Annotated in this window: 19 protein-coding genes; 3 read left to right on the top strand and 16 right to left on the bottom strand. The window is 73.2% G+C overall.

Annotation, left to right across the window (positions count from 1 at the left end; all coding sequences use genetic code 11):
• Positions 1-7: 7 nt before the first annotated feature.
• A complete protein-coding gene (gene nsdA, locus AC07BF_RS20510) occupies positions 8-1462 on the bottom strand; it encodes a transcriptional repressor NsdA (protein ID WP_350882914.1) in 1455 nt (484 codons plus the stop codon).
• Between the two features lie 604 nt (positions 1463-2066).
• Here nsdA and AC07BF_RS20505 point away from each other — a divergent pair.
• Positions 2067-2744, top strand: a complete 678-nt coding sequence (locus AC07BF_RS20505; protein ID WP_363585732.1) for a bifunctional DNA primase/polymerase — start codon at positions 2067-2069, stop codon at positions 2742-2744.
• A gap of 213 nt (positions 2745-2957) precedes the next feature.
• Here the strand turns inward: AC07BF_RS20505 and ftsY are convergent, their stop codons facing one another.
• From ftsY to AC07BF_RS20480, 5 genes are all read right to left on the bottom strand, one after another.
• Entirely contained in the window at positions 2958-4208 is a 1251-nt protein-coding gene (gene ftsY / locus AC07BF_RS20500; protein WP_363585731.1) for a signal recognition particle-docking protein FtsY, read from the bottom strand.
• Between the two features lie 239 nt (positions 4209-4447).
• Positions 4448-8098, bottom strand: coding sequence for a chromosome segregation protein SMC (smc, locus tag AC07BF_RS20495; RefSeq protein WP_478333706.1), 3651 nt, complete (start codon positions 8096-8098; stop codon positions 4448-4450).
• A gap of 190 nt (positions 8099-8288) precedes the next feature.
• Positions 8289-8492: a hypothetical protein gene (locus AC07BF_RS20490; RefSeq protein ID WP_063347689.1), complete on the bottom strand. Its 204-nt coding sequence runs from the start codon at positions 8490-8492 to the stop codon at positions 8289-8291.
• Between the two features lie 402 nt (positions 8493-8894).
• Positions 8895-9194 carry an acylphosphatase gene (locus AC07BF_RS20485; RefSeq protein WP_350882923.1) on the bottom strand — a complete coding sequence of 100 codons (300 nt, stop codon included), beginning with the start codon at positions 9192-9194 and terminating at the stop codon, positions 8895-8897.
• Between the two features lie 121 nt (positions 9195-9315).
• Entirely contained in the window at positions 9316-10674 is a 1359-nt protein-coding gene (locus AC07BF_RS20480; protein ID WP_478333705.1) for a hypothetical protein, read from the bottom strand.
• Positions 10675-10967: 293 nt separating this feature from the next.
• Between AC07BF_RS20480 and AC07BF_RS20475 the strand changes: the two genes are divergently transcribed.
• Positions 10968-11888: a DMT family protein gene (locus AC07BF_RS20475; RefSeq protein ID WP_363585728.1), complete on the top strand. Its 921-nt coding sequence runs from the start codon at positions 10968-10970 to the stop codon at positions 11886-11888.
• 31 nt (positions 11889-11919) lie between these two features.
• On the opposite strand, the gene mutM is transcribed toward AC07BF_RS20475, so the two are convergent.
• The 10 genes from mutM to AC07BF_RS20425 all read right to left on the bottom strand — a co-directional run bounded on the left by mutM (position 11920) and on the right by AC07BF_RS20425 (position 21869).
• Positions 11920-12798: a bifunctional DNA-formamidopyrimidine glycosylase/DNA-(apurinic or apyrimidinic site) lyase gene (gene mutM / locus AC07BF_RS20470; RefSeq protein ID WP_363624908.1), complete on the bottom strand. Its 879-nt coding sequence runs from the start codon at positions 12796-12798 to the stop codon at positions 11920-11922.
• A gap of 51 nt (positions 12799-12849) precedes the next feature.
• Entirely contained in the window at positions 12850-13641 is a 792-nt protein-coding gene (gene rnc / locus AC07BF_RS20465) for a ribonuclease III (protein ID WP_350882931.1), read from the bottom strand.
• 20 nt (positions 13642-13661) lie between these two features.
• On the bottom strand, positions 13662-13835 hold the full coding sequence (rpmF, locus tag AC07BF_RS20460; protein ID WP_030056747.1) for a 50S ribosomal protein L32: 174 nt from the start codon (positions 13833-13835) through the stop codon (positions 13662-13664).
• A gap of 2 nt (positions 13836-13837) precedes the next feature.
• Positions 13838-14482, bottom strand: coding sequence for a YceD family protein (locus AC07BF_RS20455; protein ID WP_063347695.1), 645 nt, complete (start codon positions 14480-14482; stop codon positions 13838-13840).
• A 172-nt stretch (positions 14483-14654) separates the two neighbouring features.
• Positions 14655-15866 (bottom strand): cell division initiation protein, encoded by a 1212-nt coding sequence (locus tag AC07BF_RS20450; protein WP_363585726.1) that lies wholly within the window; start codon positions 15864-15866, stop codon positions 14655-14657.
• Positions 15867-16072: 206 nt separating this feature from the next.
• Positions 16073-16564: a pantetheine-phosphate adenylyltransferase gene (gene coaD, locus AC07BF_RS20445; protein WP_363585725.1), complete on the bottom strand. Its 492-nt coding sequence runs from the start codon at positions 16562-16564 to the stop codon at positions 16073-16075.
• A 49-nt stretch (positions 16565-16613) separates the two neighbouring features.
• Positions 16614-17198 carry a 16S rRNA (guanine(966)-N(2))-methyltransferase RsmD gene (rsmD, locus tag AC07BF_RS20440; RefSeq protein WP_363585724.1) on the bottom strand — a complete coding sequence of 195 codons (585 nt, stop codon included), beginning with the start codon at positions 17196-17198 and terminating at the stop codon, positions 16614-16616.
• A 132-nt stretch (positions 17199-17330) separates the two neighbouring features.
• The gene (locus AC07BF_RS20435; protein ID WP_363585723.1) at positions 17331-17864 is read right to left on the bottom strand and encodes a hypothetical protein; all 534 of its coding nucleotides are present in this window, start codon (positions 17862-17864) and stop codon (positions 17331-17333) included.
• Between the two features lie 105 nt (positions 17865-17969).
• Positions 17970-20186, bottom strand: a complete 2217-nt coding sequence (recG, locus tag AC07BF_RS20430; RefSeq protein ID WP_478333704.1) for an ATP-dependent DNA helicase RecG — start codon at positions 20184-20186, stop codon at positions 17970-17972.
• Positions 20187-20237: 51 nt separating this feature from the next.
• On the bottom strand, positions 20238-21869 hold the full coding sequence (locus AC07BF_RS20425) for a DAK2 domain-containing protein (RefSeq protein WP_363624916.1): 1632 nt from the start codon (positions 21867-21869) through the stop codon (positions 20238-20240).
• Positions 21870-22168: 299 nt separating this feature from the next.
• On the opposite strand from AC07BF_RS20425, the gene rpmB reads away from it, so the two are divergent.
• On the top strand, positions 22169-22354 hold the full coding sequence (rpmB, locus tag AC07BF_RS20420; protein ID WP_014138233.1) for a 50S ribosomal protein L28: 186 nt from the start codon (positions 22169-22171) through the stop codon (positions 22352-22354).
• Positions 22355-22611 lie beyond the last annotated feature (257 nt).

The raw sequence follows: 22611 nt of genomic DNA, 5'->3' as shown, positions 1-22611 counted from the left end.
GGGGTGCTCAGACCACCGAGACGTACTCGGGGATGTCCTGGACGACGCGCTCCTTGAGCCGGCTCACCGCGTCCACGCCCTTGAACCGGGCGGCCGCGGCCTCGGTGGTCTTGCGGACCCGGGAGTTCAGCCGCTCCGAGCGCACCTTGGTGGCGATGTCCACCGCCTGCTCGGCCATCACCGCGGCCTGCTCGGCCTCCCGCTGCAACAGGTGGACGCTGGCCATGCCGATCAGGTTGAAGGCGTACGAGCGCACGTGGTCGCCGTCCTGGCGGAACAGGTCGACCGCGCGCTCCATCACCGGCGCGGACATCGAGGCGTACAGCTGGGCGTTGTCGGAGTGGTACGCGAGGTCGCGGAAGGAGTGCGCGTTCTCGGCGTTCAGCTCGGCCGGCGAGAAGAACTTCAGCCAGTCCGGCTCCTCCTCCCCCTCGCGGATGTCGGTGAAGGTGTCCTCGGCCAGCCGGACGGCCCGGGCGCAGCGGTTCACCTCGCCGATGGTGGCGTAGGCGCGCGCCTCCATCGCGTACAGCAGGGACTGCTGGCGCGCGCTGGCGGTGTCCCGGCTGCCGTACTGCGCCAGGTGGATCAGCTCCAGGGCGTCCTCGCCCCGGTTGAGGTGGATCATCTGGCGGCTCATGTCGGTGAGGATGAGTGCGCCGAACGGGCGGTCCCCGGCCTCCTTGGCGGCGTGCAGGGCCAGCACGTAGTACTTCTGCGCGCTCGGGTGCATTCCGACGTCGTACGACATCCACCCGGCCAGGTGGGCGAGTTCGGCGGTGAGCCGGAACAGCCGCCGGGTGGTGTTCTCGTTGTACGTCTCCTGGAGCAGGTCGGTGACCTCGTGGAGCTGGCCGACGACGGCCTTGCGGCGCAGCCCGCCGCCGTTCTGCGCGTCCCACTGCCGGAACATGACCGTGGTCTGCTCCAGCAGTTCGAGCTCGGGCTCGGACAGCCGGCCGGTGAACGGATCGCCGCCGTTGGCCGCGGCGAGGATCGGGGTGGGGGCGCCGGTCGGGCCGGGGGTGAGCCAGCGCTGCATCGGCTCGATCAGCGCGGCGCCGGCGGTCAGCGCGAGCGAGGTGCCGAGGAAGCCCCGGCGGTTGAGCATCAGGTCGCTGCGGGAGTAGTCGCTGATCAGCTGGACGGTCTGCGGCGCGCTCCACGGCAGGTCGACGCCGCCGCCCACGGTGGAGACCGGGATCGCGGCGCGCAGGCCGAGGTCCTCGATCGAGACCACCGAGCCGAAGCGCTCGGAGAAGAGCTCCGACATGATCTTGGGAATCGGCTCGCGGGGCTGTTCGCCGTCGAGCCATCGGCGCACCCGCGAGGTGTCGGTGGACACGTGGTGGGCACCGATCTGCCGGGCCCGGCGGTTGACCTGACGGGCCAACTCGCCCTTGGACCAGCCGCTGCGGGCGAACCAGGTGGTCAGCTTCTCGTTGGGTTGCTTCTCTGCCATGGGAACGTCCCCATCCCGCCCGGCCCCCTCGGGGCCCCGATCGTGACGCCCGACGGTTTCGGGCCCTTGCCAGACGTACCGTGCCTGAGGTGTCGCCGTACCACGCTCTCGCACTGGTGTGCCATCGTTACGGACGGACCGTCAGATTCCCAACTCCCGCGCCCTGGCGGACCGGAGTCGATTCCACGATGACGTCCGTGTGCTGAACGTAATGCCCCGCGCGGCGCCCACGGGAGCGGCCCTGGCGAAACGCCACCTTTCGCCACCCCCACGAGTGAACCGAAGCCACGGCCCACGCGCTTCACTAGGAAGTCCGACGGCCCGGCATATGCGGGCCGCCAAGGCCTCCGGCGAAACCCGGCAGCCCCGGCAACCCACCGCAGTCACAGGCGAGTTCGACGCCCACCCTGATCGGCGGCCGCCTCGCCCACCCCACGATCCGGCATCGGTGCCGCCAGCCACAAGGCGGCGCCCGAGGCGCACCACCACGACAGGCGCACACCGGGCGCTGCACGCCGCCACCGCACAACGCACCACGCAACGGACAATCAACACACAGTCACCATCCCGTAACCATCGGCGACGGGAACCTGTTGGGGGAGGCATGGACAACCTGTTCGGCGAACTTCGACTGGGACACCTGCGGTTGACTCCGCTGGGCGCGCGCCGCCGCACCAAGGTCACCGCGTCCCAAGCCGCCGCGGAGTACACCGGCCGCTGGGGCTGGACGGTCGCCACCGGCGCCCCGGCCGGCTCCGCCACCGCCCCGACCCGCTGTCCCTGCGGCTCCGACCGCTGCGCCGCGCCCGGCCTGCATCCCGTACCGGGCGGCGAGGACCGGTCCCGGGAAGCGGGCGCCGGGGGCTCGGTGCTGTTCCCCACCGGCCGCGCCTTCGACGTCCTGGACGTCCCCGAGCAGGCCGGACTACAGGCGCTGGTCCGGCTGGAGCGGATGGGCACCCAGGTCGGCCCGGTGCTCGCCCCGCCCACCGGCCGGCTGCAGTTCCTGGTCGCCGCCGGCGCCGCCCGCCGACTGCCCGACCTGCTCTACCGGATGGGCTGGGACGACGCCGCGCTCGACCTCACCTGCCACGGCGAGGGCAGCTACGTCGCCGCCCCGCCCACCGTGCTCGGCGCGCTCGGCCCGGTCCGCTGGCTGCGCCGCCCCACCCGCGACAACGCCGGCTGCCCGCCCGAGGCCCGGCTGCTGCTCGGCACCCTCGCCTACGCCTGCCACCGCGGCCGCGAGCGCACCGCCGAACCTGCCTGGCTCGCCTCGTAGGCCTCCGCGCGCCCCGCACGTCTCGGCGTGCGCCCCTCCAGCTCGGCGCGCCCCTCCAGCTCGGCGCGCTCCTCCAGCTCGGCGCGCCCCTCCAGCTCGGCGCGCTCCTCCGCCTCGGCACGCTCCTCCGGTCCCGGGCACCCCGCCGGCCCCCGGGCGGCAACGCGAAAGGGCCCGCCCCTCGCGGAGCGGACCCTTCGTGCGTACGGGGCCTCAGTCCCCGATCAGCGCGTCCACGAACGCGCCCGGCTCGAACGGCGCCAGGTCGTCCGCACCCTCGCCCAGGCCGACCAGCTTGACCGGCACGCCCAGGTCGCGCTGGACCGCGACCACGATGCCGCCCTTGGCGGTGCCGTCCAGCTTGGTCAGCACGATGCCGGTGATGTCGACCACCTCGGCGAACACCCGGGCCTGGATCAGGCCGTTCTGGCCGGTGGTGGCGTCCAGCACCAGCAGCACCTCGTCCACCGGGCCGTGCTTCTCGACGACCCGCTTGACCTTGCCCAGCTCGTCCATCAGGCCGGTCTTGGTGTGCAGCCGGCCGGCGGTGTCCACCAGCACGGTGTCGGCGCCCTCGGCGATGCCCTCCTTGACCGCGTCGAAAGCGATCGAGGCCGGGTCACCGCCCTCCGGGCCGCGCACGGTGCGCGCACCGACCCGCTCGCCCCAGGTCTGCAGCTGGTCGGCGGCGGCGGCCCGGAAGGTGTCGGCGGCGCCGAGCACCACCTTGCGGCCGTCGGCGACCAGGACGCGGGCGAGCTTGCCGGTGGTGGTGGTCTTGCCGACGCCGTTGACGCCGACCACCAGGACCACGGCCGGCCCCTCCGCGTGCTTGGTGGAGCGGACGGTGCGGTCGGAGTCCTTGCCGATCAGCTCGACGAGCTCCTCGCGCAGCAGCGCGCGCAGTTCGTCGGGCGTGCGGGTGCCGAGCACCTTCACCCGGGTGCGCAGCCGCTCGACCAGCTCCTGGGTGGGGGCCACGCCGACGTCGGCGGTCAGCAGGGTCTCCTCGATCTCCTCCCAGGTGTCCTCGTCCAGGTGCTCGCGGGAGAGCAGCGAGAGCAGGCCCTTGCCGAGCGAGTTCTGCGAGCGGGAGAGCCGGGAGCGCAGCCGGACCAGTCGGCCCGCGGTGGGCTCGGGGACCTCGACGGCGGGTGCCGTCTCGGCCTCGGCGGCCTCGACCTCGACCTCGGTCGGGGCCGTCGCCGGGGCTCCGGTCGAGGCTTCGGTCGGAGCCTCGGTCTCGGGGAGCTGCACCTCCTCGACGGTGCGGCGGGGCTCCTCGGTCGGCGGCGCGGCCTCCTCGCCGACCTGGGGCTCCTGCGGGGTGGTCGGCGGCGCCGTGATGACCGGCGACTGCGACTTCGGGGGCAGTTGCTGGCGTCGTCTGCCGGAAACGACGAGGCCGGCGATCGCGCCGATGGCGACCACGGCGATGACTACGGCAAGGATCACGTATTCCACATAAATCTCCTTCTCGGGATCCCACGACAGAGTGATCCTTCGGTCACCGACGCACGGAGCGTCGCCGCCTCCCTTACGCTGACCGCTGTGCCGTGCGGCACCGGTCAGGGCTTGGCCGTCATGAGGTCGTCAAACGGCTGAACGAGAAGCCCCCTCGCGAGCGAGGGGGAGGAGTCACAACCGCTCCAGTATCCGTGATCGGAGCGTCCGGGAGCATCTGCCCGGGCCAGGCCGGTGGATCAGTCTGTCGACCCGGAGACAACAGCCTCCTCGCGCCGCCGAGGAGGCATCGGGCGCGCCCTTCGCTCCCGGCGCCCCTCGCGCAGCCGCTGGCTGATCACCTGCGAGATGCCGTCGCCCTTCATGGTCACGCCGTAGAGGGCGTCCGCGGACTCCATGGTCAGCTTCTGGTGGGTGATCACGATCAGCTGGGAGCTCTCCCGCAGCTCCTCCATGATCCCGACCAGCCGGCGCAGGTTGGTCTCGTCGAGCGCCGCCTCCACCTCGTCCATCACGTAGAACGGACTGGGCCTGGCCTTGAAGATCGCCACCAGCAGTGCCACCGCGGTCAGCGAGCGCTCGCCGCCGGACAGCAGCGACAGCCGCTTGACCTTCTTGCCCGGCGGGCGCGCCTCCACCTCGACGCCGGTGGTGAGCATGTGGTCGGGGTCGGTCAGCACCAGCCGCCCCTCGCCGCCGGGGAACAGCCGGGCGAAGACGCCCTCGAACTGGGCGGCGGTGTCGTGGTACGCCGAGGCGAACAGCTGCTCGACCCGTTCGTCCACCTCCCGGACGATGTCCAGCAGGTCGCGCCGGCTGCGCTTGAGGTCGTCCAGTTGCTCCCCGAGGAACTGGTGGCGCTCCTCCAGCGCCGCGAACTCCTCCAGCGCCAGCGGGTTGACCTTGCCCAGTTGCTGGTACGCCTTCTCGGCCGCCCTGAGCCGCTTCTCCTGCTCGGCCCGGTCGTACGGGCGCGGCTCGCCCGGCTCCCGTCCTTCTTCCGGGGTCGACGGCGGGACGGGCTGGTCCGGCCCGTAGGTGGCGAGCAGTTCGCCGCCGTCGATGCCGAACTCCTCCAGCGCCCGGGCCTCCAGCTGCTCGATCCGCAGCCGCTTCTCGGCCCGCAGCACCTCGTCCCGGTGGCCGGCGTCGACCAGTTTGTCCAGTTCCTCCTTGAGACCGCGTCCGTGCTCGCGGTGCGCCCGCAGTTCGGTCTCGCGCTCGGCGCGCGCCTGCTCGACCGCCGCCCGCCCGGCGTCCGCGCGGGACAGCGACACCTCCAGGCAGGCCAGCAGCTGTCGGGCGCCCGCCGCGACGGCGTTCGCCACCCCGGCGTCGTGCTCGGCGCGTCGGCGGCGCTCGGCGGCCCGGGCACGCGCCTCGCGCTCGGCGCGGGCGGCCCGGTCCAGCTGGTCCGCCCGGCCGGCGAGCGCGCGGACCCGCTCCTCGTGGGTGCGCACCGCGAGCCTGGCCTCCAGCTCGGCCTGCCGGGAGCCGGTGGCGGCCTCGGCCAGCCGCTGCTGCTCGGCGGTGTCCGGCTCGTCCTCTCCGGAGTCCTGCGAGTCCTCGGCCGCGGCCAGGCGTTCGGCCAACTCCTCCGCGGTGGCGAGGAGTTCCGCCAGGCCCTGGTCGGCCCGCGCGGCGGCGGCGGACAGCCGATCGGCCTCGCCGGCGGCGGCCCTGGCCTGCCCGCCGAGGCGGCCGAGCGTGCCCGCCACCTGGGCGCGCTCCTTCTCCTGCCGCCGCCGCTGCTCGGCGAGTTGCTCCACGGCGGCGTCCGACTCCCGCCGCTGCTCGGCGAGTTCGGCCAGGCGTGCGGCCGACTCGGTGCAACGGAGGGCGAGTTCGGCGATCGCCCGGGCGGTCTCCTCGACCGCCGCCCGGATCTCCAGCAGGCTCGGCACACCGTCGGAGCCGCCCTGCGCGAAGTCGGCGCCGAGCCGGTCCCCGGCGGCGGTGACGGCGGTCAGCCCGGGGTGGTCGGCGACCAGCCGCAGCGCCTCGTCGAGGGTGCCGACGACCGCCACCCGGGCCAGCAGGCCCCGCACGGCACCGACCAACCCGGCCGGCCCGTCGACGAGTTCGGCGGCCCAGCGGGCTCCTTCCGGCAACTCTCCGACGCCGGCGAGCGGTTCACCGGCACCCCCGATCGGCAGCGCGGCCCGGCCGGCACCCTCGATCAGCAGCGCGGCCCGGCCGGCGTCCTCGGCACGCAGCAGCCGCAGCGCCTCGGCGGCGGTGCCGGGCGAGTCGACGGCGATCGCGTCGGCGGCCGCACCGAGCGCCGCCGCCACCGGCACCTCGTACCCGGGGGCGATCCGCAGCAGTGCGGCCGCGGGGCCCCGCAGTCCGCTCAGCCGCTCCCCCGCGTCGAGCAGGGCGCCGGTGCCGTCCTTGCGGCGCAGTCCGAGGGAGAGCGCCTCGTGCCGCGCGGTGAGCCCGGCCCGTTCGCGCTCGGCGGCGCCGGCCGACTCCCGGGCGGCGGCGAGGTCGCGTTCGACGGCGGCGAGCCGCTCCCGGGCCTCCTGGTGGGCGGCCTCGGCCCGCTCGTCGTCCCCGGCGGGGCCGCCGACTTGCCGCTGGAGCTCCTCGTACTCGGCCTGCGCGGCCTCGGCCCGCAGCAGTGCCTCGCCGCCGGCCTCGGTCAGCCGGCCGATCTCGGCTTCGGCGGAGGCCGCCTTGGAGCGGGCGGCGGCGGCCTGCCCCTGCAGCCGGGCCAGGCCCTCCCGGCGGTCCGCGATGGCCCGGGCGGCGTCCCGCAGCCGACGTTCCTCGGTGGCCAGCCCGCGCTCCAGTCCACTCCTGCGTTCGACCGCCTCGGCCAGCGCGTACTGCGCCTCCTCCAGCGCCTCGGCCAGCGCGGCCTCGTCCTCGCGGACCCGCGCGGCCTCCCGCTCCAGTTCCTCGGGATCGCGGCCGCGCCGCTCCTCGGCCTGCCCGCCCGCGGCGGCGTGCCGGGCGCGGGCCTCGGCCAGCCCGATGGTGCCGCGGGTGCGCTCGGCGAGCGCGGAGAGCCGGTACCAGGTCTGCCGGGCGCCCTCCAGGCTCGGGCCGAGCTGCTGGACCTGTGCCTCCAGCACGGCCTCGCGCTGGACGACACCGGCCAGCTCCTGCTCGACGGTGGTGCGGCGCAGCCGCAGTGCCAGCTCGTCGGCGATCTCGGCCTCGACGGCCTGCCGGAGGGCCAGCAGGTCGTCGGCGAGCAGCCGCAGCCGGGCGTCGCGCAGGTCGGCCTGGATGCCGGCGGCGCGGCGGGCGATCCTGGCCTGCCGGCCGAGCGGTCCCAGCTGGCGGCGCAGTTCGGCCACCAGGTCTTGGACGCGGTTGAGGTTGACCTGCATCGCGTCCAGTTTCCGCAGCGCCTTCTCCTTGCGCTTGCGGTGCTTGAGGACGCCGGCCGCCTCCTCGATGAAGGCGCGGCGGCCCATCGGGTCGGCGTGCAGGACGGAGTCCAGCTGGCCCTGGCCGACGATGACGTGCATCTCGCGGCCGATGCCGGAGTCGGAGAGGAGCTCCTGGATGTCCAGCAGGCGGCAGGTCTCGCCGTTGAGCGCGTACTCGCTGCCGCCGTTGCGGAACATGGTCCGGGTGATGGTCACCTCGGAGTAGTCGATCGGCAGGGCGCCGTCGGCGTTGTCGATGGTGAGGCTGACCTCGGCCCGGCCGAGCGGGGCGCGCCCGCTGGTCCCGGCGAAGATGACGTCCTCCATCTTGCCGCCGCGCAGCGACTTGGCGCCCTGCTCCCCCATCACCCAGGACAGCGCGTCGACGACGTTCGACTTGCCGGAGCCGTTCGGGCCGACCACGCAGGTGATGCCGGGCTCGAAGCGCAGGGTGGTGCTGGAGGCGAAGGACTTGAACCCGCGCAGCGTCAGACTCTTCAGGTGCACGCGGCCGGTCTCCTCGTCGCTCGCCAGGGCCCAGGGCCTGTCGTCAACGGCGACTGTATCCCCGGCGGGCCGCGAGCCCCGGGCCCGGACACGACGAAGGGACGCCACAACCGGGCGTCCCTTGCAAGCTGCGTCCCTTTCGGAGCGGCTCAGTGCACAGCGGCGTCGATCTGCGAGGACCGGGCGGGACTCAGGTGAGAGCCGGCTCCCGCTGATCCAGATCGATGCTGTTGAGCAGCGAGTGCCCGTCAGCGACAGCGGCGAGCGCGTCGTTCTCGGCCTGCATCCGAAGGAGCTCGGATTCAAGGTCCTGGACGCGCTGCTGAAGCCGTCGCATCTCGGAGAGCATTCGCGGGTCGGGGCCGCCGACGTACCCGAGAAGCGCCTTTGCCATGATGAATGGTCCTCCACGCTGAGTGACCGAACCGGAACGGTACAGGTCTAGGGGGAAGGGGGACGCACGCGCGGCGCGTCACCGGTAGTGCTGGCTGGGCACTTACGGCACAACCATCGTGAGCTGGGCTCACGAGGGCAGGCGCCTGCCGGGAAAACGCGGTCGTGTGCGCGGGTTTCCAGCGTCTCACCAAAGACGGAAAGGGTCAACACGATCACCGCACGCTACCGCGACCCTGTCACCTGCCTGGCGGTGTCGTCACGCCTGGGGGCCTCGGGCCGGGTCCACCAGCTGCTCGTGGATCATCGTTCGATGCGGAGTCAACCACGAGTCTGCCCGAATGGCAACCGCATGACACCGGCAGTTGCGGATCAGTTCCGGCCCGCGCGGGTGTTGCCGGGCTCAGCGGATCTCGAAGCCCTCGTAGCCGGGGCCCACGGCCGTCCAGATCTCGGTGACGCCGCTGACCTCGCCCGGGGTGTCCGGGCCGCGCAGCAGGTCCAGCAGCAGTTCGCAGTCGGCGGCCAGGCCCTCGGCGACCACCTGCACCCGGCCGTCCCCGAGGTTGCTCGCGTAGCCGGTCAGGCCGGTCTCCAGCGCCCGTGCCCTGGTCCACCAGCGGAACCCGACCTGCTGGACCTTCCCCCGGACCCAGGCGGTCACCCGGACCGGTTCCTCACTGTGGGCGTCGCGACCGTGCATGCCCCGAGCCTAACCAACGCGACGGACGGTCACAGGTCCACGGGGCCGTCGACCACGCGGAGCGGCCCCGCCGGAGGAAGTCCGGCGGGGCCGCAGGGGTGTCGCGGTGGGGCTCAGCGGGTCACCAGTCGCCGCCGCCGAAGTCCCCGCCACCACCGAAGTCCCCGCCACCGAATCCGCCGCCGTCGCCGAAGCCGCCGCTGAAGTCGGAGGAGTTGAAGTCGGCGCCGGTGAAGTCGCCGCCCTCGTGCTGGTCCTGGTAGCCCTGGTCCATCATCGGCGCCGCGGCGTAGGCCGGGCTGCTGATCATCGAGCCGAGCATGGTGCCGACCAGCAGGCCCGGCAGCAGGCCGCCGCCGAATCCGCCGAAGTAACCGCCCGCCCAGGGGGCGTAGGCCGGGCCGGCGTTCCAGTACGGCTGCGGGCCGTGCTCGGTCTCGACGGTACGGATGGCCGGGTCGAGGCCGGAGGCCAGCCGGTCCGCGTCGGACCGGCAGACCGGGACGGTGCGGGCGGCGCCGTCGGCCGGGGCCCAGTCGACGTCCTTGACCGACGGGCCGTGGCGCGGGTCGAAGAAGCACGGGGGACGGCGCTCGGGCACCGGGCGCTTCTCCCGCCGGGCGGCCAGGGTGGCCAGCGCGAACCGGCCGTCCTCCAGCGCCTCGGTGACCGGCTTGACGTCGTCCGGCCGCTTGGCCTCGTCCATCAGCCGCTTGGCCTTCTCGTACGAGTCCAGGGCGTGGGTGTAGTCGGTGCGCTGGGTGTCGTCGGCGCCGGTCGCGGCCGGGTTGAAGTCGAGCCGGTCCAGTTCCTCGCCGAAGGCGGTGATGTCCTCGTCGACCACCCGGCGCAGCTGCTCCAGCTCGGCCCGGGCCTGCTCCTCCTTGCGCGTCTTGGCGCGGCGGAAGAGGAGGAAGACGCCGGCGCCGGCCAGCGCGAGCAGCACGACCGGGATGACCACCCAGGCGATCGAGGTGCTGTGGTTCACCCCGGTGCCCTTGGCCTGCGGGGCGGCGCTGTCGACGAACTCGTTCAGGGTGGCGTCGATGTCGCCGTTGTGGGAGCGGAAGGCGGCGCCGGCGATCCGCTCGGCGCTGCCCTGCGCCATCGCGCCGCGGTCGGCCCTGGCCGCGAACTGGTCACCGCGCCAGATCGCGTAGGCCCCGTCGATGCCGACCTTGGTGCGCAGGTCGTTGAAGACGGTCCGCTCGCCGTAGGGGGCGCTGGCCGGGACGACCGCGACGAAGATCGGCTTGTCGGCCTTCTTGATCTTCTCGGTCAGGGCGTCGGCCTGGCTCTGGCTGAATCGGCTGGTCATCGCCGGGTCGACGTAGACCCGACCCTGCTTCAGGGTGGAGGCCGCGTCGTCCAGCCCGCCCGCGGCCGAGGCCGTCGGTGCGAGCAGGAGCAGCAGCCCCAGCAGCGCCGCCACCAGGGCAAGCGGCCCGGCGCCCCGGGAACGTCGTGCAAGGGTTCTCATGCCCTCGACGCTACCCCGACGGGCGTCAAGGCACGGCATACCCTTCGCATACTGGTAGTGACAAGATTCCCCGCCGACCGCCGGGGCCGCACCCCTCCTCGGGGATGATGTTTCCCCCACTCGCCCCTGACGCGGGTGGTGCGCGGGAACCGCGGCCGGCGCCCGGACGTACGTCCCGGCGGGCCCAGGGTGTTCCGGGCGGTGCGCCGACCGTACCGCGCGGACGGGCATAGTGGTCCCGGACCACTGGTCCCATTACCTGTTCTTGACCCATCTCCCGATCGGAGCACCCGGTGATCATCGGCCTCGTCACCGCCGTGGCGGCATCCGCCTGCTACGGCACCGGCTCAGTCCTCCAGGCCGTCGGATCCCGCCGTTCCGCGCGCGAGGAGGCCGCCAAGGGCGCCGCCGGCGCCACCACCGAGCACGGCGGGCCGAGCCTGTCCTCCACCGCGAAGGCTGCCGTCACCTGGGAGTTCATCGTCGGCACGGTGCTCGACCTGATCGGCTTCGGGCTGGGCGCGCTGGCCGCGCGGCTGCTGCCGCTGTTCCTCTCGCAGACCATCATCAGCGCCAACCTGGTGATCACCGCGGTGCTGAGCATCAAGCTGCTCGGCATCCGGCTCAAGCAACTGGAGTGGGCCTCGATCGGCGTGCTCTGCTCGGCGCTGGTGCTGCTGGCCGTCTCGGCCGGCCCGGAGGGCGGCCACCACGCGTCGATGTCCTTCCACTGGGGCCTGCTGCTGGTCACCACCGTGCTGCTGGTCGGCGGCGGCCTGCTGGTGCGGCGGATGGGCTCCAAGGGCGCGATCGTCGCCGGCCTGCTCTCCGGCCTGGGCTTCGGCGCGCTGGGCGTCGGCGTGCGCATCCTGAACGGCATCGACCCGTTCGACGTCGCCAAGCTGCTCTCCGACCCGGCGCTGTACGCGATCCTGGTCGGCGGCCTCGGCGGCATGTACGTGCACACCGTGGCGCTGCAGATCGGCTCGGTGAACGGCGCGACGGCGGCGCTGGTGGTCGGCGAGACGGTGCTGCCCGGCGCGATCGGCGTGCTCTGGCTCGGCGACTCCTCCAAGTCCGGCCTGGGCTGGCTCGGCGTGGTCGGCTTCCTGCTCGCGGTGGTGTCCGCGGTCGGGGTCGCCTACTTCGGCCAGGACACCCACGGCTCCCCCGGCGAGGCGGCCGCCGACCAGCCGGAACTCGCCAAGCACTGAGCTCCCCTGCCCCCGCTTCCAGCCCTCGCTGTCAGCCCCCGCTGCGGGCCCGCGGCACCCGCTGGCAGCGGGGGCAGAAGTAGCTGGAGCGGTTCATCCAGGCGGCCCGCCGGATCGGGGTGCCGCAGCGGCGGCAGGGCTCGTGCTCGCGGCCGTACGCGTCGAGGTCGCGGGAGAAGTAGCCGCTCTCGCCGTTCACGTTGACGTACAGGCTGTCGAAGCTGGTGCCGCCGACGGCGAGCGCCGCCGTCATCACCTCGCGGGCGTTCGCCAGCAGTTCGGCGGCCTGCGGGCGGGTGAGCGTCGCGGTCGGGCGGTCGTAGTGCAGCCGGGAGCGCCAGAGCGCCTCGTCGGCGTAGATGTTGCCGACCCCGCTGATCAGCGTCTGGTCGAGCAGCGCCCGCTTCACGGTGGTGCGCTTGGCCCGCAGCGCGGCCGCGAAGGCGGTGTCGTCGAAGCGCGGGTCGAGCGGGTCGCGGGCGATGTGCGCGATGGAGAGCGGCGTGCCCTCCGGGTCGCCGTCCTCGGCCTCCTCGACCGCGAGGCCGCCGAAGGTCCGCTGGTCGACGAAGCGCAGTTCGCGCCCGCCGTCGGTGAACCGCAGCCGCACCCGCAGGTGCGTCTCGTCGGGTACGGACGGGTCCTGGACGAGGAGTTGGCCGCTCATGCCGAGGTGGCCGATCAGCGAGAAGCCCGTGCCGGACCCCGCCAGCGGCACCCACAGGTACTTGCCGCGCCGCTGCGCGGTGCCGAGGGTGGTGCCGGTCAGCCGGGCGGCGAAGTCGGCGGCGCCGGCGGGCTGGCGGCGCACCGCGCGCGGGTGCAGCACCTGGACGTCGGCGACGGTCCGCCCGGCGACCCAGTTCGCCAGACCGCGGCGGACGACCTCGACCTCGGGAAGTTCGGGCACGGGAACAGGCCTCCTGCGGAAGGGATCAGCAGGAGGAAGGCTACTGCTCCCTCACGCCCCGGCGGGCAGCCGGTCGGCGTACTTCTCCTTGATCGCCCGCCAGGCGCTCTCGGCGGCCTTCTGCTCGGCCTCCTTCTTCGAGCGGCCGACGCCGCTGCCGAAGTCCTCGCCGGCCACCCGGGCCGCCGCGGTGAAGGTCTTCTCGTGGTCCGGACCGGATTCCATGACCACGTACTCGGGCACCCCGATGCCCACCGAGGCGGTGAGCTCCTGGAGGCTGGTCTTCCAGTCCAGGCCGGCGCCCAGCTGGGAGGACTCCTCGATCAGCGGGTCGAACAGCCGGTGGACGAACTCGGTGGCCGCGTCCAGACCCTGGTCCAGGTAGACGGCCCCGATCACGGCCTCGACCGTGTCGGCGAGGATCGACGACTTGTCGCGGCCGCCGGTGCCCTCCTCGCCCTTGCCGAGCCGGATGAACGTGCCGAGTTCCAGGCCCCGGCCCACGTCCGCGAGCGCGCGGGAGTTCACCACCGCGGCGCGCAGCTTGGCGAGCGTGCCCTCCGGCACGTCCGGGTGGACGCGGTAGAGGGTGTCGGTCACCACGAGGCCCAGCACCGAGTCGCCGAGGAACTCCAGGCGCTCGTTGGTGGGCAGACCCCCGTTCTCGTACGCGTACGAGCGGTGGGTCAGGGCACGCACCAGAAGGGCGCGCTCGAGCGTGTACCCGAGGCGCCCTTCCAGGACGTCGTATTCGGTCGAAGCCGGCCCACCGGCCTTGCCACCGCCCGAAGAGGAACCCTTCGGGGCGGAGGACGCCTTGCGGGTGGAGTTACCGTCCGACATCGATCCGTGCACCCCGCCGATCAGACCGAGAGGACCTGGCGACGGTTGTACGTGCCGCAGCTCGGGCACGCGATGTGACCCAGCTTCGGCTCGTGGCAGCGGTCGCACGCCACGAGGGCCGGAACAACGGCCTTCCAGTTGGACCGACGGTGGCGCGTGTTGCTGCGCGACATCTTCCGCTTCGGAACAGCCACGGCTACTTCTCCTGGTTCTCGGCGAGACCCTCACGGGTGTCGCTGTTCTTGATCCCGTCACCCTCGTCGCCGGGGGCGGCGGAGAGTCCCTGCAGAGCCGCCCACCGGGGGTCGGCGGCGTCGTGGTGGTGCGTCGGGTCGTCGCTCAGGCGCGCTCCGCACTCGGAGCACAGACCCAGGCAGTCTTCCTGGCACACCGGCTGCAGCGGCAGTGCGAGCACCACCGCGTCACGCAGCACCGGCTGGAGGTCGAAGAAGTCGCCCTCCAGGCGGTAAGTATCTTCTTCCGAGTCCTCGTCGAGGTCCTCGGCCCCGGCGGTCCGGGCGCGGTGACGCTCGTCGGACTCCGGGTAGTAGTACAGCTCCTGGAAGTCGACGTCGAGGTCGTCCTCGACGGGCTCCAGGCACCGGGCGCACTCGCCCTCGACCTGGGCCTCGGCGGTGCCGGTGACCAGCACGCCCTCGACCACGGACTCCAGGCGGAGCTCCAGCCGGAGCTCGCTCTTCTCGGGGACGCCGATCACGTCGATGATCCCCAGGCCCGCGGGGGCCTCCAGAGTGCGGGACACCTTGCGCAGCGAGCCCGGGCGACGTCCCAGCTCGTGCGTGTCGAACACGAGGGGGTCGCGGTGGTCGAGGCGGTTCAAGGTGTCCTGACTTCCATGGGGAATCTTCGATCGCGGTGCCACCGCACCAACGGTGCGCGGGCAAGCCGACAGTCCGACACGAAAAGGCCGGAGTGGTCAGCCTACCGGAGTCTCCCGCCAGGCCCAACTTCGCTCCCGTCAGGAGCTTCCGCCGGGCCCGCGCGGGGCCGGCTCAGCGACCGCCCAGCTCCCGGAGCCGGGTCATGTCGATCATGCTGGTGTCGAAGAAGCTGGTCTCGTCCAGACCCGGCTGCTGCTGCTGTTGCGGCACCGCCGGCGGGGCGGCGGGCTGCTGCGGGTAGGTGTAGGCGTCGTACTGCTGCGCGCCGTAACCCGGCTGCTGCTGTTGCGGATAGCCGTAGTCCCCGTGCTGCTGCTGGGCCGCGTAGTCCGGGTGCTGCTGCTGTGGGTAGCCGTCCGCGGCGCCCTGCTGCTGGTGCCCCCACTGGGCACCGTACGGGTCGCCCTGGCCGGCCGGGTCGTAGCCGCCGGCGTACACCTCGGCGTACTGCCCCTGCTGCTGCCCGCCCTGCTGCTGGGCGGCCGCGTACTGGTCGACGCCGGGGGCCTGCCAGCCCGCCGCGGCCGGAGTCTGCTCCGGCCAGGTCTGCTGCTGCGGGACGTCCTCGCGGTACCAGGCGATGTCGTCGCCGTTGGCTTCGGCGTCGGTGGCGAAGCCGGCGGCCACCGCCTCGGCGCGCTCCTTGGCCTGCTGCGCCTCGTCGGCGGCGGCCAGGTAGGCGCCCAGCTCGTCGATCGGCCGCTTGCCGAGCAGCTTGTCGCGGCCCTTGCCGACGGCCTCCAGGGTGGCGCTGAGGACGTTCTCCAGCGTGGCGAGCTTCACATCGACGTACTCGTCGACCTCGGGGCTGGGGGTGATCCGCTGCGGCTGGAACTCCTCGCCGTCCGTCTCGCCGTCGAACTCGGTCTCGAAGACGCTGGAGTCACCGCGCAGCTTGGTCCGGCCGCGGCCGACGGCGCCGAGCGTCTTGGTCAGCACGACCTCGAAGTTGGCGAGCTTGCTGTCCACGTAGTCGTCGGCCTCGGCACGCTTGGCCTCGGTCTCGCCACGGGCCTCGGCGAGGATCCGGTCGGCCTCGGCCTGGGCCCGGCGGACCACCTCGGTGTCCGAGATCAGCGAGCCGCGCTCGGCGTGCGCACCCTGGATGATCCGGTCGGCCTCGGCCTGGGCCCCGGCCACCACCTGCTCGTGGTCGGCCATCATCGACTGGGCCTGGGCGAGTTCGGCGGGCAGCTCCGCCTTGAGGGCGTTGAGCAGGCCGATCAGTTCGGCCCGGTTCACCACGCAGGAGGCCGACATCGGCATCGAGCGGGCGTTCTCGACCGCCGCGACGATCTCGTCGACCTTGTTCTGCACGTCCACGGGGCTTCGTCTTTCCGTGTGCCGCCGACGGTCCGGCGGAGGCAGGCCCGACGCGGTGAACCTCACCGCAGGGGCAGGAATACAGACTGTACGGCCACCGCGCGGCGTGGTCACAACGCCCGAGCCGAACCGGTCGACCGGGCATCGGACAAGTCATGACGAACCAGCAGAAACGGACGCCCGCCCCGCGATGCCGACGCTCCCGCCTACTGCTGGGCCCTGCGCTCCGCGATCCGCTCGACCAGCCGCCGGTGCACCGTCTCCGGCAGCAGGTGGGAGACGTCCCCGCCGTACGAGGCGACCTCCTTGACCAGCGTCGAGGAGAGGAAGCTGTACGTCGGGGAGGTCGGCACGAACAGCGTCTCCACCCCGGACAGGCCGTGGTTCATCTGGGCCATCTGCAACTCGTAGTCGAAGTCGCTGACCGCGCGCAGGCCCTTGATGATCGCGGGGATCCCGCGCTCCCGGCAGAAGTCCACCAGCAGGCCGTGGTACGACTCGACCACCACGTTCCCGAAGTCCGCGGTGACCTCCTCGATCAGGCCCATCCGCTCCTCGACGCTGAACATGCCCTGCTTGTTGCGGTTGATCAGGACCGTGACATGCACGACGTCGTACAGCTTCGAGGCCCGCCCGATGATGTCGAGATGACCGTTGGTGATCGGGTCGAACGAACCGGGACAGACGGCGCGGCGCATGGCGTGGGTGCTCCCTCGTGGGGTGACGGCTGCTGCGGGCCTCGGCCCGCTACTCGTGCTGACTGGTCTCGGCGGCGGCGCGACCGTACCAGAGCGTGCCCTCGCCGTAGCGGCGCGAGCGCAGCACCTCGAAGCCCTCGGGCCAGCCGAAGTCGCCGCCACGGGTGCTGCGCTCCACGGTGACGAGTGCGTCCTCCGCGAGCCAGCCCCCGGCCAGGAGTGTGATCAGCATCTCGCGCAGCTCGTCGTCCGTCACGGCGTACGGCGGGTCGAGGAAGACCAGGTCGTACGGGGTCTGCGGGGGCGGGCCCGCGATCACCTGCTCGGCCCTGGCGGCCTTCACCTCCACGCCCGGCAGGCCGATCGTGCGGACGTTCTCCCGGATCACCCGGGCCGCCTGGCCGTCCGCCTCGACCAGCAGGACGTGCTCGGCGCCGCGCGACAGCGCTTCCAGGCCGACCGCGCCCGATCCACCGAACAGGTCGAGCATCCGGATCCCGTGCAGGGTGCCGCGCAGCGCCTCCAGGGTGGAGAACATCGCCTCACGGGCCTTGTCGGAGGTCGGGCGGGTGCCCCGGCCTGGCGGTACGGCCAGCCGGCGGCCGCCGGCCAGCCCGGCGATCACGCGGGTCATGGTGGGGGAAGGTCCTTTCGTCGCTGCCCGACCACGCTATACGGGTCGAGGCCCCACCGACGGATCGGTGGGGCCCCCGGGTCACGGCTCAGCCCGCCCCGGAGCCCGCCTCAGCCGGCCCCGGGGCGCGTCTCAGCTCGCCTCGGAGCCCGCCGGCGGGGTCGGGACGGCCGCGCCGAGCAGCGCCGGCGAGGCGTAGCGGGACCAGGACAGGCAGCCGTCGGGCGGGCAGAACTCGGGGCGGCGCGGGTCGTGCCCGAGCTCGCGCAGCTTGGTGCGGACGGAGTCGGGGGTGCGGCCGAAGCGGGCGGCGATCCGGGCGACGGTCTCGCCGTCGTGGAAGCGCCGGACCAGCTCCTCCTCGTGCTGCGGGACCCAGGGGGCGCCGTGGCCGGGGTACAGCTCGCGCAGCACGTCACGGTCGGGGATGGGCTCGGAGACGTCGGCGACGATCGCCAGCGCCCGCAGCGCGCGGTTGAGCGCGATCCGCAGCGAGGCGACGTCCTCGACCGGCAGGCGGAGCTTGCCCGAGGCGAGCGGCTGGGCGGCCGCCCCCTCGCGCCAGCCGGTCAGGGTGAGGGTGACCTCGCGGTCGTCGTCGCTGGCGAGTTCGATCCGGAAGACCTTGTCGCCCAGCGGGAGCTCGTTGAGATGACGGAATGCCATGGCAGGACCCCCAAATGTCGTGCCAGGTACGCACCTTGGGGGTGCGCCCTGAACACCTTCATTCTCTCGCGGGGGTCTGACAATTCCGGGGCCGGCGGCGGCCGCTCAGCCCTTCTCCATGTAGGCCGCGCGGTCCTCGTCGAGCAGGCTCTCCAGCGCGGTGCGCAGCTCCGGGTGGGCGGTCAGCTCGCGGTCCTCGGCGACCAGCCGGGTGGCCTCCGTCCGGGCGGTGAGGATGACCTCCTCGTCCTCCAGCACCGAGAGCACCTTGAGCGAGGACTTCACCCCGGACTGCGCCTGGCCCAGCACGTCGCCCTCGCGGCGCTGTTCGAGGTCGATCCGGGACAGCTCGAAGCCGTCCAGGGTGCCGGCCACCGCGTCCAGCCGGGCCCGGGCGGCGCTGCCCGCGGGCATGTCGCTGACCAGCAGGCACAGGCCCGCGGCGCTGCCGCGGCCGACCCGGCCGCGCAGCTGGTGGAGCTGGGAGACACCGAAGCGGTCGGCGTCCATGATGACCATCGCGGTGGAGTTGGGGACGTTGACGCCGACCTCGATGACGGTGGTGGCGACCAGCACGTCCACCTCGCCGGCCGTGAAGCGGCGCATCACCTCGTCCTTGGCCTCCGGGGCCAGCCGGCCGTGCAGGATCTCCACCCGCAGGCCCTGCAACGGCCCCCCGACCAGCTTCCCGGCGGTCTCCACCACCGAGAGCGGGGGCCGCCGTTCGTCGCTCCCGGCACCGGCGTCGGCGACGTCCTCCAGGTCCTCCTCGGCCGCCTTCCGCTTCTTCTTCGGCTCGGCGGCGGGCTCCTCGTCCCCGATCCGGGGGCAGACCACGTACGCCTGGTGGCCCTTGGCGACCTCCTCGCGCACGCGCTCCCATGCCCGGGTGAGGAAGTTGGGCTTCTCCAGCGCGGGGACGACGTGGGTGGAGATCGGCGAGCGGCCGGCCGGCAGCTGGTCGAGGACGGAGGTCTCCAAGTCCCCGAAGACGGTCATCGCGACGGTGCGCGGGATCGGGGTGGCGGTCATCACCAGCAGGTGCGGCGGCTGTTCGCCCTTGGCGCGCAGGGCGTCCCGCTGTTCGACGCCGAAGCGGTGCTGCTCGTCGACCACGACCAGGCCGAGGTCCTGGAACTGGACCTTGTCCTCGATCAGCGCGTGGGTGCCGATGGCGATGCCCGCATCTCCGCAGGCCATGTCGAGCAGCGCCTGGCGGCGGGCCGGGACGCCCATGGAGCCGGTCAGCAGCACCACCCGGGTGCCGAGGTCGGAGCCGCCGAGCATGCCGCCCTCCGCCAGGTCTCCCATCATCTCGACGATCGAGCGGTGGTGCTGCTGGGCCAGCACCTCGGTGGGCGCGAGCAGCACGGCCTGGCCACCCGCGTCGACCACGGCGAGCATGGCGCGCAGCGCGACCAGGGTCTTGCCGGAGCCGACCTCGCCCTGGAGCAGCCGGTGCATCGGGTGCTCGCTCGCGAGATCGGCGGCGATCTCGGCGGACACCTTCTGCTGGCCCTCGGTGAGGGTGAACGGCAGCCGGGCATCGAAGGCGTCCAGCAGGCCGCCCGCGCGGGCCCTGCGCGGGACGGCGGGCAGCGCGGACTCGGCGGCCCGGCGCTGGGCCAGGGCGACCTGGAGGACGAAGGCCTCGTCCCAGCGCAACCGGCTCTGGGCGAGCTCGCGGTCGGCCTGGCCGCGCGGGCGGTGGATCAGCTCCAGCGCCTCGGGCAGCGGGATCAGCCCGTGCCGCTCGCGCAGTTCGGCGGGCAGTGGCTCGCCGACGTCGCCCAGGTGCTTGGTGAGGGCCGTCTCGACGCAGATCGACAGCTTCCAGCTGGGCATCTGCGCGCTGGCGCCGTAGACCGGGATCAGCCGGCCGGCGAACTGCCGGGCGGCGTCCGACCCGGCCTCCTCGTCGAGCAGCTGGTAGTCCGGCGAGACCAGCTGGCGGCTGCGGTTGAAGACCCCGACCTTGCCCGCGAACAGGCCCTGGGCGCCGGACTTGAGCTCCTTCTGCCGCCAGCCCTGGTTGAAGAAGACCAGCGAGAGCCGGCTGCGGCCGTCGGTGACGACGACCTCCAGCCGGTCGCCCTTGCGGCCGCGGAACGGGATCAGGGTGACCTTCTCGATCCGGGCCAGCACGGTGACGTGCTCGTCGATCTCCAGCTCGTCCAGGCTGGTGAGCTGGCCGCGCTCGACGTAGCGGCGCGGATAGTGGTGCAGCAGGTCCCCGACCGTGCGCAGCTTGAGGCTGTCGGCGAGCACCTTCGCGGTGCGGTCGCCGACGAGTTTGGTCAGTGGTTCATCGAGAGCGCCCATCAGGCCCCTGTTTACACCACGGGGCCGACATTCCGGGCTCCGCGGCGTGCCCTACTCCACCCCGATGAGCAGCGGCGCGGACTCCTGGCCGCCGTGGAAGACCACCGCGTCGACCTCGGGCCGCCGGTGCCGGGCGTGTGCCACCAGGCGGTCGGCGAGCGCCTCGTCGGCGCCCTCGCCGAGGACCAGGGTGACGAGTTCGCCGCCCGCGCCGAGCATCCGGTCCAGCACGCTCGCCCCGACCTCGGCCAGCCCGGTGCCGATCACCGCGACGTCGCCGTCGATCAGGCCGAGCACGTCCCCGGCCTGGCAGACCCCGGCCATCGTCCAGGACTCCCCCTCGGCCACGGCGAGTTCGGCGTACCGGGTGGCACCTGCCGCGGAGGTCATGGCGACCACGTCCTCGTCGAAGCGGCGCCCGCCCTCGTGCACCGCGAGCGCCGCCAGGCCCTGCACCGGCGAGCGGGTCGGCAGCACGGCGATCCGCACGCCCTCCTCGCGCAGCTGGTCGGCGGCGGCCCCGGCGGCGGCGCGCAGTTCGGGGTCGTTGAGCAGCAGGACGACCTCGCGGGCGGCCGAGCGGCGCACGGCGGCGGCGAGTTCGGCACTGGCCGGCGGGCGGTCCGGGTCGGCGTGCAGGGCGACGGCGCCGGCCTGCTCGCACAACTCGGCCAGTCCCCCGCCGGACACCACGCAGAGCACCGCGCGGGCCCGGTCCCGGCGTTCGCCGCGCTCGGCGGCGCTGCCGGCCCGGGCGGCGGCCTCGGCGAAGTGCGTGATCCGGATCTGGTGCGGCCGCCCGGCCTCGACCCCGGCCTCGACGGCGGCGCCCGCGTCGTCCACGTGGACGTGCACGTTCCACAGGCCGTCGCCGCCGCCGACCACCAGGGAGTCGCCGAGCGCGCCGAGCCGCTCGCGCAGCGCGGGCAGGGCCTCGTCGGGCGCGTCGAGCAGGTAGATCACCTCGAACGCGGGGTGGCCGGGGCCCGGCGGCCTCAGGTGCACCGCGCAGCTGTCGACCTCCCGGACGTCCCCGCGCAGCGCGACCGGGCCCATCGGCTGCTGCCCGGCGACGGCGTCGGCGAGCGCGCCGAGCACGGCGACCAGGCCGCGTCCGCCGGCGTCCACGACCCCGTTCTCGGCCAGCACGGCGAGCTGTTCGGGGGTGTGCCGCAGCGCGTCCCGGGCGGCCCGGTAGGCGGTGTCGGCGACCTGCGCGAGCCCGTCCCCGGCCCGGACGGCCTCCCGGGCGGCGACCCGGGCGACGGTCAGCAGGGTGCCCTCGACGGGCTCCGCGACGGCCTGGTAGGCGGAGTCGGCGGCCCGTTGCAGGGCGGCCCGCAGCTGGTCGGCGCCGCCGCCCTCGGCGAGCGTCTCGGCGGTGCCGCGCAGCCACTGGGCGAGGATCACCCCGGAATTGCCGCGGGCGCCGACCAGCGCGCCGCGGGCCATCGCCCGTGCGGTGTCGGCCAGGCCGGGGGCCGGGTCGGCGGCGGGGTCGGCGAAGCGGCTCTCCACCTCGGCGGCGGCGGACTCGACGGTCAGGTAGAGGTTGGTGCCGGTGTCACCGTCCGGGACGGGATAGACGTTGAGCGCGTCGATCTCCTCGCGGGCCTGGCCGAGCGCACGCAGGGCGAGCTGGCACCAGGTGCGCACGGCCGGGGCGTCGAGCGTGTGCAGCACCAGGTCTCCTCCGGGTGGGACGCCGCGACGGCCTGCGGGGCAGCAGCACGGCCAAGGCCGCGGCGAGGGGTGATACCGGCAGGTTATCGGGGGCCGGGGAGGGTCGCCCGGACCGGCGACCGGAGCGATCACCCTGCCGGACATGGTAGTTTCGTTGAACCGGAACAGGCGTTGTATGCTCTTCCGGTTGCCTGGAACAATCCAGGCTCACCCCTCGGTCCGGTCAGGTTCACGCGAGTGCTCCGCTGGTCCAGCGGGGTTGTCGAACGTAAATGATCTGAAGTCTTGGAGTGACTCCTGTGGCTGCCAACTGCGACGTCTGCGGCAAGGGGCCGGGCTTCGGCAACAGCATCTCCCACTCGCACCGCCGTACCCCCCGTCGTTGGAACCCCAACATTCAGACGGTGCGCGCTGTGATTGGGCGGACGCCGAAGCGGCTCAACGTCTGCACCTCGTGCATCAAGGCCGGTAAGGTCTCGCGCTGACGCGCAGACCGGCATGCCGGTCCTCCAGTGAAGCCGGTTCATCCTCGGATGAACCGGCTTCACTGTTTTTCCGCCGCGCTTTCCGGCCGCTGATTTCCCGCCGGCTTCCCGCCGCACCCGTGTTCCCCGCCACATCCGTGGTGGTGGGGGGGGGGCCGGGGGGGACACCCCGGCGGGGGGGCGCCAGGGCCCGGTGGGGGTGGGCGGGAAGACGTCAGACCAGCAAGCGAGAGAACCCGCGCCTCTGCTCCAGATGT

It is taken from the genome of Kitasatospora sp. NPDC043950 (assembly GCF_056435345.1).
The sequence above is the reverse complement of the archived record's forward strand: the minus strand, read 5'-3'. Positions and strand labels throughout refer to the sequence as shown.